Source organism: Rhodanobacter sp. B2A1Ga4, assembly GCF_018101315.1.
GTDB classification, from domain to species: Bacteria; Pseudomonadota; Gammaproteobacteria; order Xanthomonadales; family Rhodanobacteraceae; genus Rhodanobacter; species Rhodanobacter thiooxydans_A.
Genome location: NZ_JADBJR010000002.1, coordinates 1 through 18,128 on the forward strand (window position 1 = coordinate 1; position 18,128 = coordinate 18,128).

Genomic DNA, 18,128 nt, shown 5'->3' on the forward strand with positions numbered 1-18,128 from the left:
TACCGTGCCGCCGAAGGTCCAGAACGTGTAACTGACGCCTTCGGAGATCGGCATCTCCTTCTCGATCACTTCCAGCTCGACGATGACTTTCGCCGGGTAGTTGCGGTTGACCGGCGGCGGCACGTGCGGCGGGCCGGTCAGCACCGCGTGGATCGGCTCGCCCTGCGGCGGGCCGAAGTCGCCGTGGGTCGCGGCGATCGCGGCAGGGCTGGCGTCAGCCTCCCCCACCGGCGATATCGCGGACGGCTTGCCGGAGCAGGCCGCCAGTGTCAGCAGGGCCGCCGCGGCGGCGGCGAAAAACGGTGGACGTGGCATGAGCGATCTCCGTGAGTTCTTGCGCGTCCTAGCCTAGGCGATCGCCCGACCGCGCTACTGACCTGGGTCAATTCGAACTCTTCCGGAACCGCACTGCGTCACCCTGCCACGGCCCGCGCCCCTCAACCCGGCTTGCCGTCCGCCCGCGGGGTCAGGTAGATCCACGCCGAGCGCAACACCCACGGCAGGAATGCCAGCAGCCAGCCGTAGGCGGCGATCACCAGCCACAGGTAGACATCGCCACCCAGCTCGGCGCGGATGCGCAGCAGCGCCACCACCTGCAGCAGGGCAAAGCACAGCCAGGCCACCGCGCCCATCTGCAGTGGCCGGCCGGAATGGCCCTGGGTCACCCGGGTCACCATCGCCACCAGCATCGAGCCGAAGAAGCCGATGCCCAACGCATGCAGCGGCGCACGACCGAGGATGAGGTGCCCGCTGGCCGCATACACCACGTCCTGCACCGCGTACAGCACGAACGCCACCGGCAGCCACGCGAACGCCAGGTGCAGCACGGCCAGGATGCCCGGGTGCATGGCTTTCCATGGCTGCCAGGTCAGCGAGTGCCACGCAAACACCAGCGCCAGCGGCACGTCGACCAGCCACAGCCAGCCGGTCACGCCGCGCCAGTCCAGCAGCAAATGCGCCAGCAGCAACGCCCACACCAGCGGCATGCTCCAGTCCGGCCGGATCACCTCGTAGCCTTTCACCATGTTGCCGGTGAAGAACGGCAGCATGCGATGCATCACCGAGAAATAGATAGGCAGCAGCAGTCCGAAGGTACCCAGCTTGATCGCCAGCCAGGCGCAATCCTCCGGCGCGCCGAACAGGTAGGCCAGGAACACCGCCAGCCCCACGCAACCCAGGCTCAACGCCGCCAGGCAGGAGCGCGCATGTCCCTTGCGCTCGGCCACCGACGCACGCAGCACCCCGGCCAGCGTCCACACGCCGATCAGATAGCCGACCAGCATCACGCTGATACCGAGCTTCAGCAGCCACGGCAGGTTGAGCAGGCCGACGTTCGCCAGCACGTAGCCGCCGAACACGCAGCCGGCCACCGGCAGGTAACGCGTCTTCGGCAGGTCCGGCCGGCCCAGCCAGCGCGGGAACGTGGTCAGCAGGAAGCCGAACATGAACAGCGGGAACAGGCCGTACTGGATCAGCATCGCGTGCGCCCAGCCCGGCGGGATCGACGGCTGCGGCCAGCCGGCCAGGCCAAAGCGCATCCAGGTCAACTCCACCGCCCACCACGTCATGCTGAGCAGCACCGCGACGGTGCCGGCCAGGAACAACGGCCGGTGCGGCGCGGAGGCCAGCAGCGCCGTCAGCTGCGCCGGCGCGACCGCTGTCGCCGCGGGAGATCGTGATTCAGCCATGCCGATGCCAACTCGAACGAGAATGATTCGCCATCGTGGCAGGTTAGCACCAGCGCGGGCACTGATCTGGGTCAGTCACCCGGGGCACCCCGCGGCGTTCATTCCGGCAGCAGCGCCTGGCCGATCTCGCGCAGCTTCTTTGGATTCAGCAGTTCCAGTTCGCGCCCTTCGATCTCGATCAGCCGCTGACTGCGGAAGCGGCTGAGCACGCGGCTGACGGTTTCCGCGGCCAGGCGCAGGTAGTTGGCGATGTCGCCGCGCGACATGCTGAGATGGAAGCGCGTGCCGGAAAAGCCACGCACGGCGTAGCGGCCGGCCAGGTCCATCAGGAACGCGGCGACGCGTTCGTCGGCGCTGTGGTCCCCGGCGAGCAGGCTGGCGGTGCCCAGCTCCTTGCTCAGCATGCGGAACAGGTGCTGCTGCACCGCCGGCACGCGCGAGGCCAGCGCACTCATCGCGGGGAACGAGAAGCGGCAGAAATAGGCGGTGTCCAGCGCCACCGCATCGCACGGGAAATGCTCGGGGTAGATCGCGTTGAGACCGATCACCTCGCCGGGCAGATAGAAACCCAGTACCTGCTCGCGCCCTTCCTTGTCGACCATGCGGGTCTTCACGGTGCCCGAACGCACCGCAAAGATCGCGCGGAACGGGTCACCGGTACGGAATATCTGTTCGCCGGCACGGAACGGGCCGACGTGCTCGACCAGGCACTGCAGCTCGGCCAGCTCCGGCTTGTCGTAGCCGGCCGCGATGCACGCGCTGGAGAACGCGCAGGTGCCGCAGAAGCGCGTCTCGTCGCCGTCGTCGGCAATCGGGCTGGGCGGCTCGGGCAGACGACCTGCCAGGGGCTTGGATTGCATGATGGTGATGGGCTGCCGGGTCGGGGCTGCGTGGATCAGATCACGCGCGAGTAGCGTGGGGCCTGTGCCGCGTCGTCAAGATAGGCGTCGAAGCACATGGCGATGATACGCAACAGCAGCCGTCCCCGCGAGGTGACCCGGATCTCGCGTGGGCTTTCCGTGACCAGCCCGTCCTCGATCAGCGGCTGCAGGCGCTGCCGCTCGCGCGTGAAGTACTCGTCGAACAGCAGCCGGTGGCGCGCGCCGAACGCCTGCTTGTCCAGCGTGCCGTGGCACATCAGCTCGTTGATCAGCTCGCGCCGGATCAGGTCGTCCTCGTCCAGCTGCAGCCCGCGCATCAGCGGCAGGCGGCCGGCGTCCAGCGCCGCGTAGTAGCCGATCAGGTCGCGCGCGTTCTGGCTGTAGCTGTCGCCGATGCGGCCGATCGCGCTGACGCCGAGGCCGACGATGTCGCAGTCGCCGTGCGTCGAGTAACCCTGGAAGTTGCGCTGCAGCGTGCCGGCGCGCTGCGCCAGCACCAGCTCGTCGCTGGCCTTGGCGAAGTGATCCATGCCGATGTAGACGTAGCCGGCCGCCGACAGGTGCTCCAGCGCGCGGCCGAACAGCGCCAGCCGGGTGGCCGCGTCGGGCAGGTCCGCAGCCTCGATCTGCCGCTGCGCCTTGAACATCTCCGGCAGGTGGGCGTAGCCGTAGACCGCCACGCGGTCCGGGTTCAGCGCCACCACCTGGTCCAGCGTGCGGCTGAAGCCGTCCACGCTCTGGAACGGCAGGCCGTAGATCAGGTCGACGCTGGCCGAGCGGAAGCCCGAAGCCCGCGCCGCCTCGATCACCTCGCGGGTCTGCTCGAAGCTCTGGATCCGGTTGACTGCCTTCTGCACCACCGGATCGAAATCCTGGATGCCCACCGAGAGGCGGTTGAAGCCCAGCTCGCCCATGGCGCGGATGTAGGCGCCGTCGGCGAAGCGCGGGTCGATCTCGATGCCGTACTCGCGGTCCGCCGCGTGGCTGAAGCTGAAATGCCGTGCCAGCGACTCCAGCAGCTCGCCCATGTGCGCGGTGTCGAGGAAGTTCGGCGTGCCGCCGCCGAAGTGCAGCTGGCGCACCGGCCGGTCGCGGTCGAACAGCGGCGCGATCAGCTCGATCTCGCGGTACAGCCGCTCCAGGTAGCGGTCGGCCTGGGTCACGTCGCGGGTGATCACCCGGTTGCAGCCGCAGTAGAAGCACGGGCTCATGCAGAACGGCACGTGCACGTACACCGACAGCGGGCGCGGGATCGGCTCCTCGTTGGAGGCGCGGATCGCCCCGCGCAACGCCACCTCGTCGAACTCGGCCTTGAAATGCGGCGCCGTCGGGTAGCTGGTGTAGCGCGGCCCGGCCACGTCGTAGCGGGCGATCAGCGCCGGGTCGAATTCGGGAGGAGTGATGGGAATGGCCATGTTGCCGAGTCTGTCGGGAGACCTGCCGGCATGCCTTGATCCGGGTCAATTCGCACGCCGGTCGCGGCGACCTGCCGCAGCACCGGCGTGGCGGCCCGCGTCATCGCCGGTACGGCTCGACCTGCTGCTCGATGGCGCCGAAGATCGAGGCGCCGGCGGCGTCGGTGACGTCGATCTTCAGGCGGTCGCCGAACTTCAGGAACGGCGTGCTCGGCTGGCCGTCGCGCAGGGTCTCCACCGTGCGCTGCTCGGCCAGGCAGGAGGCGCCCTTGCCGGTGTCCTGGTTGGCGATGGTGCCGGAGCCAACGATGGTGCCGGCGGTCAACGGCCGCGTCTTCGCCACGTGGGCGACCAGCTCGGCGAAGCTGAACTGCATGTCGACGCCGCATTCGGCCTCGCCGAACCAGGCGCCGTTGAGCCAGGTGCGCATCGGCAGGTGCAGTTTGTCGCCAGCCCAGGCCTCGCCCAGTTCGTCCGGCGTCACCAGCACCGGCGACAGCGCCGAACGCGGCTTGGACTGCAGGAAACCGAAGCCCTTGGCCAGCTCACCCGGGATCAGCCCGCGCAGGCTCACGTCGTTGACCAGGCCGACCATCTGGATGTGCGCAGAAGCCTCGCCCGGCGTGACCGCCATCGGCACGTCGTCGGTGACCACCACCACCTCGGCTTCCAGGTCGATGCCGTAATCCTCGCTGGGTACGACGACCGGATCGCGCGGCCCGAGGAAACCGGCGCTGGTGGCCTGGTACATCAGCGGGTCGGTGTAGAAACTGGCCGGCACCTCGGCGCCGCGCGCGCGACGCACGCGTTCCACGTGCGGCAGGTAGGCCGAGCCGTCGACGAATTCGTAGGCGCGCGGCAGCGGCGAGGCCAGCGCGGCCATCTCCAGCACGAACGCGCCGGCGGCGCGGCCCGCGTTCAATTCGTCCGACAGCGCGTTCAGCCGCGGCGCCGCGTTCGACCAGTCGTCCAGCGCCGCCTGCAGCGTCGGCGCGATGCTGCCCGCCGTCACCGCGCGGGAGAGATCGCGGCTGACCACCACCAGCGTGCCGTCGCGGCCGCCTTCCTTGAGAGATCCGAGTTTCATCGTGCTGCCTTGTGTCAGATGCGTGGATGGATCGCCGTCACGGCGCGAAGTGCTTGCCGATATCCTGCCAGCATCGGTAGTAGTCGTGCTGCAACTGCGGCGCATCCAGCGCCTGCTGCGTGGGGCGGATCACCTTGCGCGTCTCGAACATGAAGGCCATGGTGCCGCCGATCACGTCCGGCTTCGACAGGTCCGCGTGCGAGGCCTTCTCGAAGGTGGCTGCGTCCGGACCGTGGGCGCTCATGCAGTTGTGCAGCGAGGCGCCGCCGGGCACGAAGCCCTCGGCCTTGGCGTCGTACACGCCAGTGATCAGGCCCATGAATTCGCTGGCCACGTTGCGATGGAACCACGGCGGCCGGAAGGTGTGCTGCGCCACCAGCCAGCGCGGCGGGAAGATCGCGAAATCCATGTTGGCCGTGCCGGGCGTGTCGCTGGCCGAGGTCAGCACGGTGAAGATGCACGGATCGGGATGGTCGACGCTGATCGAGCCGATCGTGTTGAAGCGGCGCAGGTCGTACTTGTACGGCGCGTAGTTGCCGTGCCAGCCGACCACGTCCAGCGGCGAGTGGCCGATGTTCGCGGTCCACAGCGCACCCTGGAATTTCGCCACCAGCTCGAACGCGCCCTCGGCGTCCTCCCAGGCCGCCACCGGCGTGAGGAAATCGCGCGCATTGGCTAGGCCGTTCGAACCGATCGGGCCCAGCTCCGGCAGGCGCAGCAGCGCGCCGAAGTTCTCGCAGACGTAGCCACGCGCCTCGCCATCGGGAAGGTCCACGCGGAAGCGCACGCCGCGCGGAATCACCGCGATCTCCTGCGGCTCGAGCTCGATCACGCCCAGCTCGGTGGCCAGATGCAACCGGCCGTGCTGCGGCACGATCAGCAGCTCGCCATCGGCGTCATAGAAGAAGCGCCCCTGCATCGAGCGGTTCGCCGCGTAGAGGTGGATGCCGATGCCGCCCTGCTCGGCCGGGCCGCCATTGCCGGCGATCGTCACCAGGCCGTCGACGAAGTCGGTCAGCGCGGCTGGCAGCGGCAGTGGGTCCCAGCGCAGCTGGTTCGGCGTGGCCGGCGCCTCGTCGAAACGGTTGTGGAAGGTGGCATGTGCCAGCGGCCGGAACGGCTCATGCACCGCGGCCGGACGGATCCGGTACAGCCAGCTGCGCCGGTTCTGGTGGCGCGGTGCGGTGAATGCGGTGCCGGACAGCTGCTCCGCGTACAGCCCGTGCGCCACCCGCTGCGGCGAGTTCTGGCCGACCGGCAGCACGCCGGGGATCGCCTCGCTGGCGAACTCGTTGCCGAAGCCGGATTGGTAGCCCTTGTCCACGATCGTTGCCATGCACCGCTCCTTCAGAGGAACCCGCGTTTCATCTGGTCACGCTCGATCGACTCGAACAGCGCCTGGAAGTTGCCTTCGCCGAAACCCTCGTTGCCCTTGCGCTGGATGATCTCGAAGAAGATCGGGCCGATCGCATTCTGGGTGAAGATCTGCAGCAGCTTGCGCTGGTGGGTTTCCGGATCGGCGTCGATCAGGATCCTGTTCTTCGCCAGCCGCGGCACGTCCTCGCCATGGTTCGGCACGCGCACGTCGATTACCTCGAAGTACGCATCCGGCGTGTCGAGGAACTCCACGCCGGCTTCGCGCATCCGCTCCACCGTGGTGTAGATGTCGTCGGTGAAGCAGGCAATGTGCTGGATGCCTTCGCCGTGGTAGGCGTCGAGGTATTCGTTGATCTGGCTCTTCGGGTCGCTCGACTCGTTCAGCGGGATGCGCACGATGCCGTCCGGCGCGGTCATCGCCTTGGACACCAGGCCGGTCTTGGCGCCCTTGATGTCGAAGTAGCGGATCTCGCGGAAGTTGAACAGCTTCTCGTAGTAGTCCGACCACTTCTGCATGTTGCCGAAATGCAGGTTGTGGGTGAGGTGGTCGATGAAGGTCAGGCCGAAGCCGGCCGGGTTCGGCGCGGCACCGGCGATCGCCACGTAGTCGGCCGCATAGGCATCGCCTTCGCGCGGCACCAGGTACAACATGCAGTCGCCGATGCCCTTGACCACCGGCACGTCGATCGCGCGGCTGGCCGCCTTGTGCGCCACCGCTTCGCCGCCGTTGGCGAGCACCTTCGCCGCCACCTCGGCCACCGGCTTCTTGAAGCGGATCGCGAAGCCGCAGGCACTGGGGCCGTGCTTCGCGGCGAAGTCGGCGGCGAACGAGTCCGGGTCCTCGTTGACCAGGAAGTTCACGCCGTTCTGGCGGTAGACCGTGATCGGGCGCGAGACGTGTTTCAGCACGGCGCTGAAGCCCATCCGCCGGAACAGCGCGTGCAGCTCGCCGGCGCGACCGGCCGGGGCGGCGAACTCGACGAATTCGAAGCCGTCGATCCCCATCGGGTTCTCGAACGTGGTGACCTGCATGCCAAGGTTCGGCTGGGCGTTCATGGCGCTCTCCTGTGTGTCGGTGCACGATGGCCGCTCACGAGCGTGCCACCATCGCTGGTAATCCTTCGTTATAGTTACAATTGAAACCAGTTGCAAGGAACTCGTCCCATGTCCTCCCGCCACAAGAGCGCCCCGGCCAGCGCCGAGCACGCACCGTTGCAACTGGAGCATTTCCTGCCGTACCGGCTGTCGATCCTGTCCAACACGATCAGCCAGACGATCGCCGACGACTACCAGCGCCGCCATGACCTCTCGGTGACGGAGTGGCGGGTGATGGCGGTGCTGGCCCGCTTCGAGGGGCTGTCCGCGCGCGAGGTGGCCGAGCGCACGGCGATGGACAAGGTGGCGGTGAGTCGCGCGCTGGCGCGCCTGGTCGCCGCCGGCCGGGTCGACCGCAGCACCCACGACAACGACAGGCGCCGCTCGGTGCTCAAGCTCAGCGCCGCCGGCTGGGTCATCCACGACGAGGTCGCCCCGATGGCCCGCACCCGCGAACGCGAAGTGCTGGCCAGGCTCGATGCCGACGAACGCCAGTGGCTGGTACGGATACTGGACAAGCTGCTGGCGGCGGACAGCTGACAGGCCACCCGCTGCGCAGCACGGGTGCCGGCTTACGCCGCAGCGGTGCCCGGCGCGGCACCCAGCAGCTGGCGCAGCATGTACGGCAGGATGCCGCCGTGGCGGTAATAGGCCGCCTCCGCGGGCGTGTCGATGCGCACCCGCGCCTCGAACACGGTCTTCCTGCCCTGCGCATCGGTGGCCTCCACCTTGACCGTGGGCGCGGGCGCCTCGCGGCCGGCCAGGCCGGCAATCTCGAAAGTCTCCTCGCCGGACAGGCCCAGCGTGTCCGCATTCTGGCCCTCCTGGAACTGCAGCGGCAGCACGCCCATGCCGATCAGGTTGGAGCGGTGGATGCGTTCGTAGGACTGCGCGATCACCGCCCGCACACCGAGCAGCGCGGTGCCTTTCGCCGCCCAGTCGCGCGACGAGCCGGAGCCGTATTCCTTGCCGGCCAGGATCACCAGCGGCGTGCCGGCGGCAAGGTAGCTGACCGAGGCGTCGAAGATCGTGCTCACCGGGCCGCCCTGCCGGGTGAAGTCGCGGGTGAAGCCGCCCTCCGTCCCTGGCGCCAGCTGGTTGCGCAGGCGGATGTTGGCGAAGGTGCCGCGGATCATCACCTCGTGGTTGCCGCGACGCGAACCGTAGGAATTGAAATCCTTGCGCTCCACGCCGTGTCCGGCGAGGTATTTGCCGGCCGGCGAATCCACCTTGATCGCGCCGGCCGGACTGATGTGGTCGGTGGTCACCGAATCACCCAGCCGGGCCAGCACGCGCGCGCCGCGAATGTCGGTCAACGGCGCCGGTTCGCGTCCCACGCCATCGAAGTACGGCGGCTGGCGCACGTAGGTGGAATCGGCATCCCACTGGAAGGCGTTCCCCTCGGGCACCTGCAGGCTGCGCCAGTTGTCGTCGCCGGCGAACACGTCGGCATAACCGTTGGCGAACATGTCGGCTTTCACGCAGGCATCGATGACATCCTGGATCTCGCGGTTCGACGGCCAGATGTCGCGCAGGTACACCGGCTTGCCGTCACTGCCGGTGCCCAGCGGGTCCTTGAGCAGGTTGGTGTGCATCGTGCCCACCAGCGCATAGGCCACCACCAGCAGCGGCGACGCCAGGAAGTTCATCTGCGACTGCGGGTGGATGCGCCCCTCGAAATTGCGATTGCCCGAGAGCACCGAACACACGTTGAGGTCGTGCTCGGCCACCGCCGTGGCCACTTCGGGAATCAGCGGGCCGGAGTTGCCGATGCAGGTGGTGCAGCCGTAGCCGACCAGGTTGAAGCCGAGCTGGTCCAGGTACGGCGTGAGCCCGGCCCGGTCGTAGTAATCCGTGACCACGCGCGAACCCGGCGCCAGCGAGGTCTTGACCCAGGGCTTGCGGCTCAGGCCCTTCTCCACCGCACGTTTGGCCAGCAGGCCGGCGCCGATCATCACCAGCGGATTGGAGGTGTTGGTGCACGAGGTGATGGCGGCGATGACCACGTGTCCGTTGTCCAGTCGGGCGCTGCCGCCGTTGGCCATGGCGATCTCCACCGGCGCGTGCGGCCAGTCGTGACCGATATCGCAATGGCCGGGGACATGCGGCGCATCGCTGGCGCTGCCGCGCACGATCGACACCGGGTCGCTGGCGGGAAACGATTCGTCGATGGCCTCGTCCAGACTTCCAAGGATCGCCTTCTCGTAGGGCTGCCCGCCGAGCAGCGCGCCGACGGCACCGGGCGCAATCCGCACCGGGATGCGGTCCTGCGGCCGCTTGGGCCCGGCAATGGAAGGCTCCAGCGTGGCCAGATCCAGTTCGAGCGTCTGCGAATACTCGGCTTCGTCAGCGGGGTCGTGCCACAGGCCCTGGGCCTTGGCGTAGGCCTCGACCAGGCGCACCTGATGTTCGGAACGGCCGGTCAGGCGCAGGTAGGCGAGGGTTTCGTCGTCGATCGGGAAGATCGCGCAGGTGGCGCCATATTCCGGGCTCATGTTGCCCAGCGTGGCGCGATTGGCCAGCGGGATGCGGGCCACGCCCGGCCCGTAGAAATCGACGAACTTGCCGACCACGCCCGTCTTGCGCAGCAGCTCGGCGACGGTCAGCACCAGATCGGTGGCGGTGGTGCCGGGCGGAAACTCGCCGGTCAGCTTGATGCCGACCACCTGCGGAATCAGCATGCTCATCGGCTGTCCCAGCATGGCCGCCTCAGCCTCGATGCCGCCCACGCCCCAACCCAGCACGCCCAGCCCGTTGACCATCGGCGTGTGCGAGTCGGTGCCGACCAGCGTATCGGGGTAGGCCAGCATGCCGTCCGGTCCCTCGCGGGTGAACACCACGCGCGACAGGTACTCCAGGTTGACCTGGTGGCAGATGCCAGTGTCCGGCGGCACCACCTTGAAATTGTCGAACGCATGCTGCGCCCAGCGCAGCATCTGGTAGCGCTCCACGTTGCGCTCGAACTCGAGCTGCGCGTTGATGGAAAAGGCGTCACCCTGGCCGAACGCATCGACGATGACGGAGTGATCGATCACCAGCTCGCTGGGCACCAGCGGATTGATCCGCTGCGGATCGCCGCCCAGCGCGATGATCGCGTCGCGCATCGCCACCAGGTCCACCACGCACGGCACGCCGGTAAAATCCTGCATCAGCACGCGCGCCGGCGTGTACTGCACCTCCTGCTGCCCAGTGGCCTGCGGTTGCCAGTCCGCCAACGACTGGATCTGCTCGCGGGTGACCAGGTGGCCGTCCTCGTTGCGCAACAGGTTTTCCAGCAGCACCTTGAGGCTGTAGGGCAGTCGGTGCGCGGTCTTGATGCGGTCGAGCCGGTAAATCTGGTAACGGGTGTCGTCGACCGTCAACTGGTCGCGCGTGCCGAAGCTGTCGCTGCTCATGAAACTCTCCTCGTGGAGCGTGATACCCGCCGCTCGTGGCCCGTCTCTCGGCGAACCGCCGCGACACGTGAATGCTTATCGAAACGCCAGGTACAAGCTGGTGAACACGCCGATGGCCATCAGCGCCAGACAGGCCAGATCGAGCGCAACCAGGGCCGAAAATTTCATGCGGTCGGCATGCACGTAGTCCTCCACGATCACGCGCAAGCCGACTTGATCTTGATCAGCGCGTCCAGCAGCATCGGCCCGCACTTGTCGCGGTCGATGGCATAGGTGTCGATGCGTGGATTGCGTCCCGACTCGGGGTCGTAGCGGTACACCTGCAGGTGCCGCACCCGGGTGGCGCCCGCAGGTTCGGGCCAGGTCACGCCCGCTTCGATGCGCGAGGCAGGGGATGCGCCCGAGTTGCGCGACACCGGAAACCGTTTGGGGCTACGCCAGCGTGAGATCTGCTTCGAGCTCTTGATCAACACCGGCGACCCTCCCGCCGCGATGAAGTGGCCCGGCGGGTTGCGCCAGAAGCGTCTGCCCACGCGGCAATCAAGCTGATCGATGACGACTCGTCGCTGGCAGCAACCAGCCCGGGCGACGACGCCTCTCTGAAGATACTGGTAGAGAAAGCGTGAAACCCGGGTAAAGGCAGGCTGCCGTCTCATGCAACCCGGCCGCGCTGGCGGCGGACGGGTTCCGTTTCCACGCGGCTCAACGCACCCCGTGCATCAGCCGGTTGATCAGCGGTGCGATCAGAAACAGCACGACGCCGCCGCCGAGCAGGATCCAGAAGCCCATGGTGTAGCCGGACAACGCCGAGTCCACGGTCATGCCGGTCTCGCCGCTGACGTGGCCGGCGAATAGCCCCGCCAGGTTGTTGCCGATCGCGGTGGACAGGAACCAGCCGCCCATGCCCAGCCCCACCAGCCGCACCGGCGCCAGCTTGGTCACCATCGACAGGCCGATCGGCGACAGGCACAGCTCGCCGGCGGTCTGCAGCACGTAGCACAGCACCAGGGTCCACAACGGGATCATGCCGTCGCCGCCCACCAGGCTCGACAGCGCATACATCAGCACCGCGAAGCCCAGCGCGTTGCCGATCAGGCCCAGCCCGAACTTGCGCGGGATCGACGGTTCGATGCGGCGCTTGTCCAGCCAGCCCCATGTCATCGCCACCAGCGGCGCCAGCAGCACGATCGCCACCGGGTTCACCGACTGGAACCAGCCGACCGGGAATTCCCAGCCCGCCAGGTTGCGATCCACGATGTGCTGGGCCAGGAAGTTGAACGAGCTGCCGGCCTGCTCGAAGAACATCCAGAACAGCACGTTGAAGGTGAAGATGATCAGCATCGCGATCACCCGCTGGATCTGCACGGCGCCGGTGCGGATCGCCTCTACCACCAGCATCGCGCCCACGCCGATGAACAGCGCGGTCAACAACCACTGGATTGCCACCGCACCGGCCCGGTCCATCAGCAGGTAGACCAGCGGGATCGCCACCAGCACGCCGATGGCCACGTACACCACGCGCATCGGGCTGGCGATTTCCGGCGCCGGCTTGCCGACCGGACCGAGCTGGCGACGACCGAACCAGAACCACACCAGGCTGATCAGCATGCCCACGCCCGACGCGGCGAAGACCACGTGGAAGTTGTCGTGCTGCGGCGTGCCGAAGACGCGTTCGGCCAGGTAGCTGGTCAGGATCGGCGCGATCAGCGCACCCGCGTTGATGCCCATGTAGAACAGGGTGAAGCCGCGGTCGCGGCGCGAATCGCCGGTGGCGTACAGCTGGCCCACCATCGAGGAGATGTTCGGCTTGAACAGGCCATTGCCCACGATGACGGTGGCCAGGCCCAGCATGAAGATCTCGTGCTGCGGCACCATCACCATGAACAGGCCCGCGGCCATCACCACCGCGCCCAGCAGGATCGAGCGCTGGTAGCCGATGATCTTGTCCGCCACGTAGCCGCCGAACACCGCGGTGGCATAGACCAGCGCCAGGTAGGCGCCATAGGTGCGGCTGGCCGACGCCTGGCCGGCTTCGTCGCCGTTGAAGAACTGCGCCACGATGTACAGCGTGAGCGCCCAGCGCATGCCGTAGAACGCGAAGCGCTCCCAGAACTCCGACATGAACAGCATCCACAGCGGACGCGGATGCCCCAGCATTTGCGGATAGTCGGGTACCGGCTTCGCGTCGCCGGCGAGTGTGATGTTACTCATGTCTAGCCCCTGTGCTCATCGGTGATTCGCAAGTTATTGCGAACGACCAGATGTAACCGGCGGCCTCGCATCCGTCAAATGCGCTGCAGCACGCGGCCCGGGAGAAAACCGCGCGCTGCCAAGACCGGATGGCGTCAGCGCACGCCGTGCATCAGCCGGTTGATCAGGGGCGAGATCAGCAGCAACAACGCGCCGGCACCGGCCAGCAGCCAGAAGCTGAAGGTGAAGCCGCCCAGTGCGGAGGCGGCGGTCATCCCGCTTTCGCCGCTGATCCTGCCGGCCAGCAGGCCCGACAGGTTGCCGCCCACCGCCAGCGACAGGAACCAGCCGCCCATCGCCAGGCCGACCAGCCGCGGCGGCGCCAGCTTGGTCACCATCGACAGGCCGATCGGCGACAGGCACAGCTCGCCCACCGTCTGCAGCACGTAGCACAGCACCAGCGGCCAGAACGGAATCAGCCCGTGCGCATCGAGCAGGCGCGACAGCGCGTACATCAGCACCGCAAAGCCGAGGCCGTTGAAGATCAGGCCCAGGCCGAACTTGCGCGGGATCGACGGCTCGCTCCTGCGCGCCGCCAGGAAAGCCCAGACCACGGTGACCACGGGCGCCAGCACGATGATCGCCAGCGGACTGACCGACTGGAACCAGCCCACCGGGAAGGTCCAGCCGCCGAACATCTGCCGGTCAACCAGGTTCTCGGCGAGGAAATTGAACGAGGTGCCCAGCTGGAAGTAGAACATCCAGAACAGGATGTTGAAGGCGAAGATGATCAGCATCGCCACCACCCGGTCGACCTGCACCCGACCGTGCCTGACCGCCTCGACCAGCAGCATCACCGCCACCGCGGCGAACAGCGCACCCAGCATCCAGGACAAGCCGGTGGTGACGAAGGCCAGCAACAGGTACACCAGCGGCACGGCGACGACCATGCCCAGCACCACCCACACCACGCGCATGCGGCCGGCCGCTTCAGGCGCCGGCCGGCCCACACCCTTCAGCCCGCGCCGGCCGAACCAGAACCACAGCAGGCTGAGCAGCATGCCCACGCCGGCCGCGCCGAACACGATGCGGTAGTTCTGCTGCATCGGCGTGTCGGTGAAATGGGCGGCCATCCAGCCGGTCAGCAGCGGCGCCAGCAGCGCGCCGCCGTTGATGCCCATGTAGAACAGGGTGAAGCCGCGATCGCGGCGCGGATCGTCGCGCCCGTACAACTGCCCGACCATGGTGGAGATGTTCGGCTTGAACAGCCCGTTGCCCACGATCACCATCGCCAGGCCGAGCAGGAAGACGTCGCGGCTGGGCAGCATCACCACGAACAGGCCCAGCGCCATCATCAGCGCGCCCAGCAGGATCGAGCGCTGGTAGCCGATCACCCGATCCGCCACGTAGCCGCCGAAGATGCTGGAGGCGTAGATCAGCGCGGTATACGCACCAAAGATGCTGGCGGCCCACGCCTGGCCGGAGGCATCGCCGTGGTAGAAGTGCGCCACGATGTACAACGCCAGCGCCCAGCTCACGCTATAGAACGCGAAGCGTTCCCAGAACTCGGTCATGAACAGCATCCACAACGGACGCGGATGCCCCAGCGTCTGCGGATACTCGGGCGCGGCGCTGATCTGGACGACTTCGTTCATGGGTGCTCCCGGATTTCAGGTGGGCACATCATGACGGGATTCATGCCAGGCTGCGCAACCGGCGGGCGATCGGCTCAGCTGCCGAGCACGGTGCGCACGTCCAGCAGTTCGGGGAAGAATTCCAGATCGAGAGCCTTCTTCAGGAAGCTCACCCCGGACGAACCGCCGGTGCCGCGGCGATGGCCGATGATCCGTTCGACCGTTTTCATGTGGCGGAAACGCCACAACTGGAAGCTCTCCTCCACGTCCACCAGCTGTTCGCACATGTGGTATTCGGGCCAGAACTCCGCGCGATCCTCGTAGATGCGCTTGAGCACCGGCAGCAGCGCCTCGTTGCGCCGGTAGGCCTGCGTCCAGTCGCGATCGAGCAATTCGGCCGGCACCGCGTGGCCACGCCGCGCCAGGTAACGCAGGAACTCGTCATACAGGCTGGGCGCCTCCAGCACCGCGCGCAATTCCCCCTGCGCGGCCGGGTCGTGCGCGAACACCTTGAGCATGTCGGCGTTCTTGTTGCCCAGCAGGAATTCGATCTGGCGATATTGCAGCGACTGGAAGCCGGACGACGGCCCCAGCACGCCGCGAAACTCCAGGTACTCCGCCGGCGTCAGCGTCTCCAGCACCGCCCATTGTTCGAACAGCTGGCGCTGCACCTGCTTCACCCGCGCCAGGATCTTCAGGCAGGCATCGATGTCGTCGGCCTGCAGGTGCAGCACCGCCGCCTTCAGCTCGTGGATCAGCAGCTTCATCCACAACTCGGAGACGTGGTGCTGCACGATGAATAGCATCTCGTCGTGGTGTGGCGGGTTGCTCAGCGGCTGCTGCGCCGACAGCAATGTGTCCAGCTGCAGATAGCCACCGTAGGTGATCTGTCCGTTGAGGTCGGTCTGGATGCCCGCTTCGAGATCGCGCTGGTTGTCGCTCATGCCGGTCCGTCATGTTTCCGTGGAACACACATGGTAACGGCTGGGCAGCGATCACATCCTGACCCACGACAGGGCGCGCCAGCTGGCTTGCGCCGAGCATGGTGGTGCTCCGGACCTCCTTCCGTACGTCCACGCATGCTGCGCTGTACCTTGCAGCGCAACATCCCTGCCTGCTATCAAGCGCGGTCTTGTGCGGTTGTTTGTGTGTCTCGTGCGTCGGAAACACGCCACCGCCAGCCCATTTCCTCACCCCCGGAGCGAGTCGTGACCATCGCCGCCAAGTTTGAAATCGAATACCTGCAATACCTCGATGCCGAGGGCAAGCAGGTACGTGATGACCTGCCCGAGTTCGCGAAAGACCTCGGCCACATGGTCGAGCTGTACAAGCTGATGCTGTCCACTCGCGTGTTCGACGCCAAGTCGATCGCACTGCAGCGCACCGGCAAGCTGGGCACCTATGCCAGCTGCCTCGGCCACGAGGCGGCGCACGTCGGCATCGGCAGCGCGATGCGTCCCGAGGACGTGTATGCACCGAGCTACCGCGAATACGGCGCCCAGCTCTATCGCGGGGTGCAGCCGCGCGAGGTCTACATGTACTGGGGCGGCGACGAGCGCGGCAACGACTACCAGAAGGAACCGGCGCGGCACGACTTCGCCTGGAGCGTGCCGATCGCCACGCAATGCCTGCACGCGGCGGGTTCGGCGCTGGCGTTCAAGATCCGCGGCGAGAAGCGCGTGGCGGTATGCACCATCGGCGACGGCGGCTCGTCCAAGGGCGACTTCTACGGCGCCATCAACATCGCCGGCGCGCAGAACCTGCCGCTGGTGGCAGTGATCGTCAACAACCAGTGGGCGATCTCGGTGCCGCGCAAGATCCAGTCCGGCGCGCCCACGCTGGCGCAGAAGGGCATCGCCGCCGGTCTCTTTTCGATCCAGGTGGACGGCAACGACATCATCGCCGTGCGCAAGGCGATGGAGGACGCGCTGGAGCGCGCGCGCAACGGCCAGGGCGGCAGCGTGCTCGAACTGGTCACCTACCGCCTCGGCGACCACACCACCGCCGACGATGCACGCCGCTACCGCGGCGAGCAGGAAGTGAAGGACGGCTGGGAAAAGGAGCCGATGAAGCGCCTGCGCAACTGGCTGGTGGCGAAGAAGGTGTGGGACGACGCGAAGGAAGAAGCTTGGAAGGCCGAGTGCGACGAGTGGATGGACAACGAGGTGAACGCCTATCTCGAGACCAGGACCCAGCCGGTCTCGGCGATGTTCGACTACATCTTCGCCGAAGTCCCCGCCGATCTCGCGAAACAGCGCGACTACGTCCTCTCGCTCGAAAACAAGGCCCACTGAGTCATGGCACAGATCACTCTCATCGAAGCGGTTACCCAGGCGCTCGCCTACGAGATGGCGCACGACCCGAGCGTCGTGGTGCTGGGCGAGGACGTCGGCGTCAACGGCGGCGTGTTCCGCGCCACCCAGGGCCTGCAGGAAAAATTCGGCGAGCTGCGCGTGCTCGACACGCCGCTGGACGAAACCACCATCGCCGGCGTCACCGTCGGCCTCGCCGTGCAGGGCATGAAGCCGGTGGCCGAGGCGCAGTTCGAGGGCTTCATCTACCCAATGATGGAGCAGATCGCCTGCCACGCCGCGCGCATGCGCAACCGCACCCGCGGCCGCCTCACCGTGCCGGCCGTGTGGCGTGCGCCGTGGGGCGGCGGCATCCGCGCACCGGAGCATCATTCGGAAGCGAACGAGCACCTGTTCACCAACATCCCCGGCCTGCGCGTGGTGATGCCCTCGTCGCCCGCACGTGCCTACGGTCTGCTGCTGGCCGCGATCCGCGATCCCGATCCGGTGATGTTCTTCGAACCCAAGCGCATCTACCGCCAGTACAAGGAAGAGGTGCCGGACGACGGCGAGGCCTTGCCGCTGGACGTGTGCTTTGTGCTGCGCGACGGCACCGACGTAACCCTGGTGAGCTGGGGCGCGCAGGTGAAGGAAGCGCTGGAAGCGGCCGACGCACTGGCCGCCGAAGGCATCAGCGCCGAGGTGATCGACGTGGCCACGCTGACCCCGCTGGACTTCGACACCATCGCCGAGTCGGTGCAGAAGACCGGCCGCTGCGTGATCGTGCACGAAGCGCCCAAGACCGCCGGCTTCGGCGCCGAGATCGCCGCCCGCCTGGCCGAGGAATGCATGTATGACCTGCTCGCCCCGGTCGAGCGCGTCACCGGCTTCGACACGCACATCCCGCTGTTCCGCCTGGAAATGAAATACCTGCCGAGCGTGGAACGCGTCGTCGACGCGGCCAAGCGTACCCTCGCAGCAAGCTGACGCCCTTGCTCCTCCCCCTGCTTGCAGGGGGAGGCTGGGAGGGGGTAAAGCTCTTGATCTGAAGTTCAGGCGAAGAGCACCCCACCCC

14 protein-coding genes and 2 pseudogenes are annotated in these 18,128 nt (G+C 67.2%); 3 read left to right on the plus strand and 13 right to left on the minus strand.

Annotated elements, in window-relative coordinates; all coding sequences use genetic code 11:
* The 7 genes and pseudogenes from IMW82_RS08620 to hppD form a co-directional block, all read right to left on the minus strand.
* Positions 1-315 (minus strand): annotated as a pseudogene (locus IMW82_RS08620) (nitrite reductase, copper-containing); the annotation flags it as partial.
* 122 nt (positions 316-437) lie between these two features.
* A complete protein-coding gene (locus IMW82_RS08625; protein ID WP_211004332.1) occupies positions 438-1,688 on the minus strand; it encodes an NnrS family protein in 1,251 nt (416 codons plus the stop codon).
* Between the two features lie 98 nt (positions 1,689-1,786).
* A complete protein-coding gene (locus IMW82_RS08630; protein ID WP_108470399.1) occupies positions 1,787-2,548 on the minus strand; it encodes a helix-turn-helix domain-containing protein in 762 nt (253 codons plus the stop codon).
* 35 nt (positions 2,549-2,583) lie between these two features.
* Complete coding sequence (gene hemN, locus IMW82_RS08635) at positions 2,584-3,984, minus strand: oxygen-independent coproporphyrinogen III oxidase (RefSeq protein WP_211004333.1); 1,401 nt, start codon at positions 3,982-3,984, stop codon at positions 2,584-2,586.
* 100 nt (positions 3,985-4,084) lie between these two features.
* Positions 4,085-5,071, minus strand: coding sequence for a fumarylacetoacetate hydrolase family protein (locus tag IMW82_RS08640; RefSeq protein WP_211004334.1), 987 nt, complete (start codon positions 5,069-5,071; stop codon positions 4,085-4,087).
* Positions 5,072-5,108: 37 nt separating this feature from the next.
* Positions 5,109-6,407 (minus strand): homogentisate 1,2-dioxygenase, encoded by a 1,299-nt coding sequence (hmgA, locus tag IMW82_RS08645; RefSeq protein WP_108470396.1) that lies wholly within the window; start codon positions 6,405-6,407, stop codon positions 5,109-5,111.
* Positions 6,408-6,418: 11 nt separating this feature from the next.
* Entirely contained in the window at positions 6,419-7,480 is a 1,062-nt protein-coding gene (hppD, locus tag IMW82_RS08650; RefSeq protein ID WP_199909794.1) for a 4-hydroxyphenylpyruvate dioxygenase, read from the minus strand.
* 132 nt (positions 7,481-7,612) lie between these two features.
* Between hppD and IMW82_RS08655 the strand changes: the two genes are divergently transcribed.
* The gene (locus IMW82_RS08655; protein ID WP_108470394.1) at positions 7,613-8,083 is read left to right on the plus strand and encodes a MarR family transcriptional regulator; all 471 of its coding nucleotides are present in this window, start codon (positions 7,613-7,615) and stop codon (positions 8,081-8,083) included.
* 32 nt (positions 8,084-8,115) lie between these two features.
* Here the strand turns inward: IMW82_RS08655 and IMW82_RS08660 are convergent, their stop codons facing one another.
* The 6 genes and pseudogenes from IMW82_RS08660 to IMW82_RS08680 form a co-directional block, all read right to left on the minus strand.
* The gene (locus IMW82_RS08660) at positions 8,116-10,938 is read right to left on the minus strand and encodes an aconitate hydratase (RefSeq protein ID WP_108470393.1); all 2,823 of its coding nucleotides are present in this window, start codon (positions 10,936-10,938) and stop codon (positions 8,116-8,118) included.
* 75 nt (positions 10,939-11,013) lie between these two features.
* The gene (locus IMW82_RS17910; protein WP_267895670.1) at positions 11,014-11,145 is read right to left on the minus strand and encodes a hypothetical protein; all 132 of its coding nucleotides are present in this window, start codon (positions 11,143-11,145) and stop codon (positions 11,014-11,016) included.
* A gap of 2 nt (positions 11,146-11,147) precedes the next feature.
* Positions 11,148-11,432, minus strand: a pseudogene (locus IMW82_RS17975) (succinate dehydrogenase iron-sulfur subunit); the annotation flags it as partial.
* 208 nt (positions 11,433-11,640) lie between these two features.
* The gene (locus IMW82_RS08670; protein WP_108470392.1) at positions 11,641-13,149 is read right to left on the minus strand and encodes a peptide MFS transporter; all 1,509 of its coding nucleotides are present in this window, start codon (positions 13,147-13,149) and stop codon (positions 11,641-11,643) included.
* Between the two features lie 134 nt (positions 13,150-13,283).
* The gene (locus IMW82_RS08675; RefSeq protein ID WP_108470391.1) at positions 13,284-14,783 is read right to left on the minus strand and encodes a peptide MFS transporter; all 1,500 of its coding nucleotides are present in this window, start codon (positions 14,781-14,783) and stop codon (positions 13,284-13,286) included.
* Positions 14,784-14,857: 74 nt separating this feature from the next.
* On the minus strand, positions 14,858-15,706 hold the full coding sequence (locus IMW82_RS08680) for a tryptophan 2,3-dioxygenase family protein (protein ID WP_108470390.1): 849 nt from the start codon (positions 15,704-15,706) through the stop codon (positions 14,858-14,860).
* A 264-nt stretch (positions 15,707-15,970) separates the two neighbouring features.
* On the opposite strand from IMW82_RS08680, the gene pdhA reads away from it, so the two are divergent.
* The gene (gene pdhA, locus IMW82_RS08685) at positions 15,971-17,056 is read left to right on the plus strand and encodes a pyruvate dehydrogenase (acetyl-transferring) E1 component subunit alpha (RefSeq protein WP_108470389.1); all 1,086 of its coding nucleotides are present in this window, start codon (positions 15,971-15,973) and stop codon (positions 17,054-17,056) included.
* 3 nt (positions 17,057-17,059) lie between these two features.
* Entirely contained in the window at positions 17,060-18,040 is a 981-nt protein-coding gene (locus IMW82_RS08690; protein ID WP_108470388.1) for an alpha-ketoacid dehydrogenase subunit beta, read from the plus strand.
* Positions 18,041-18,128: the final 88 nt, after the last annotated feature.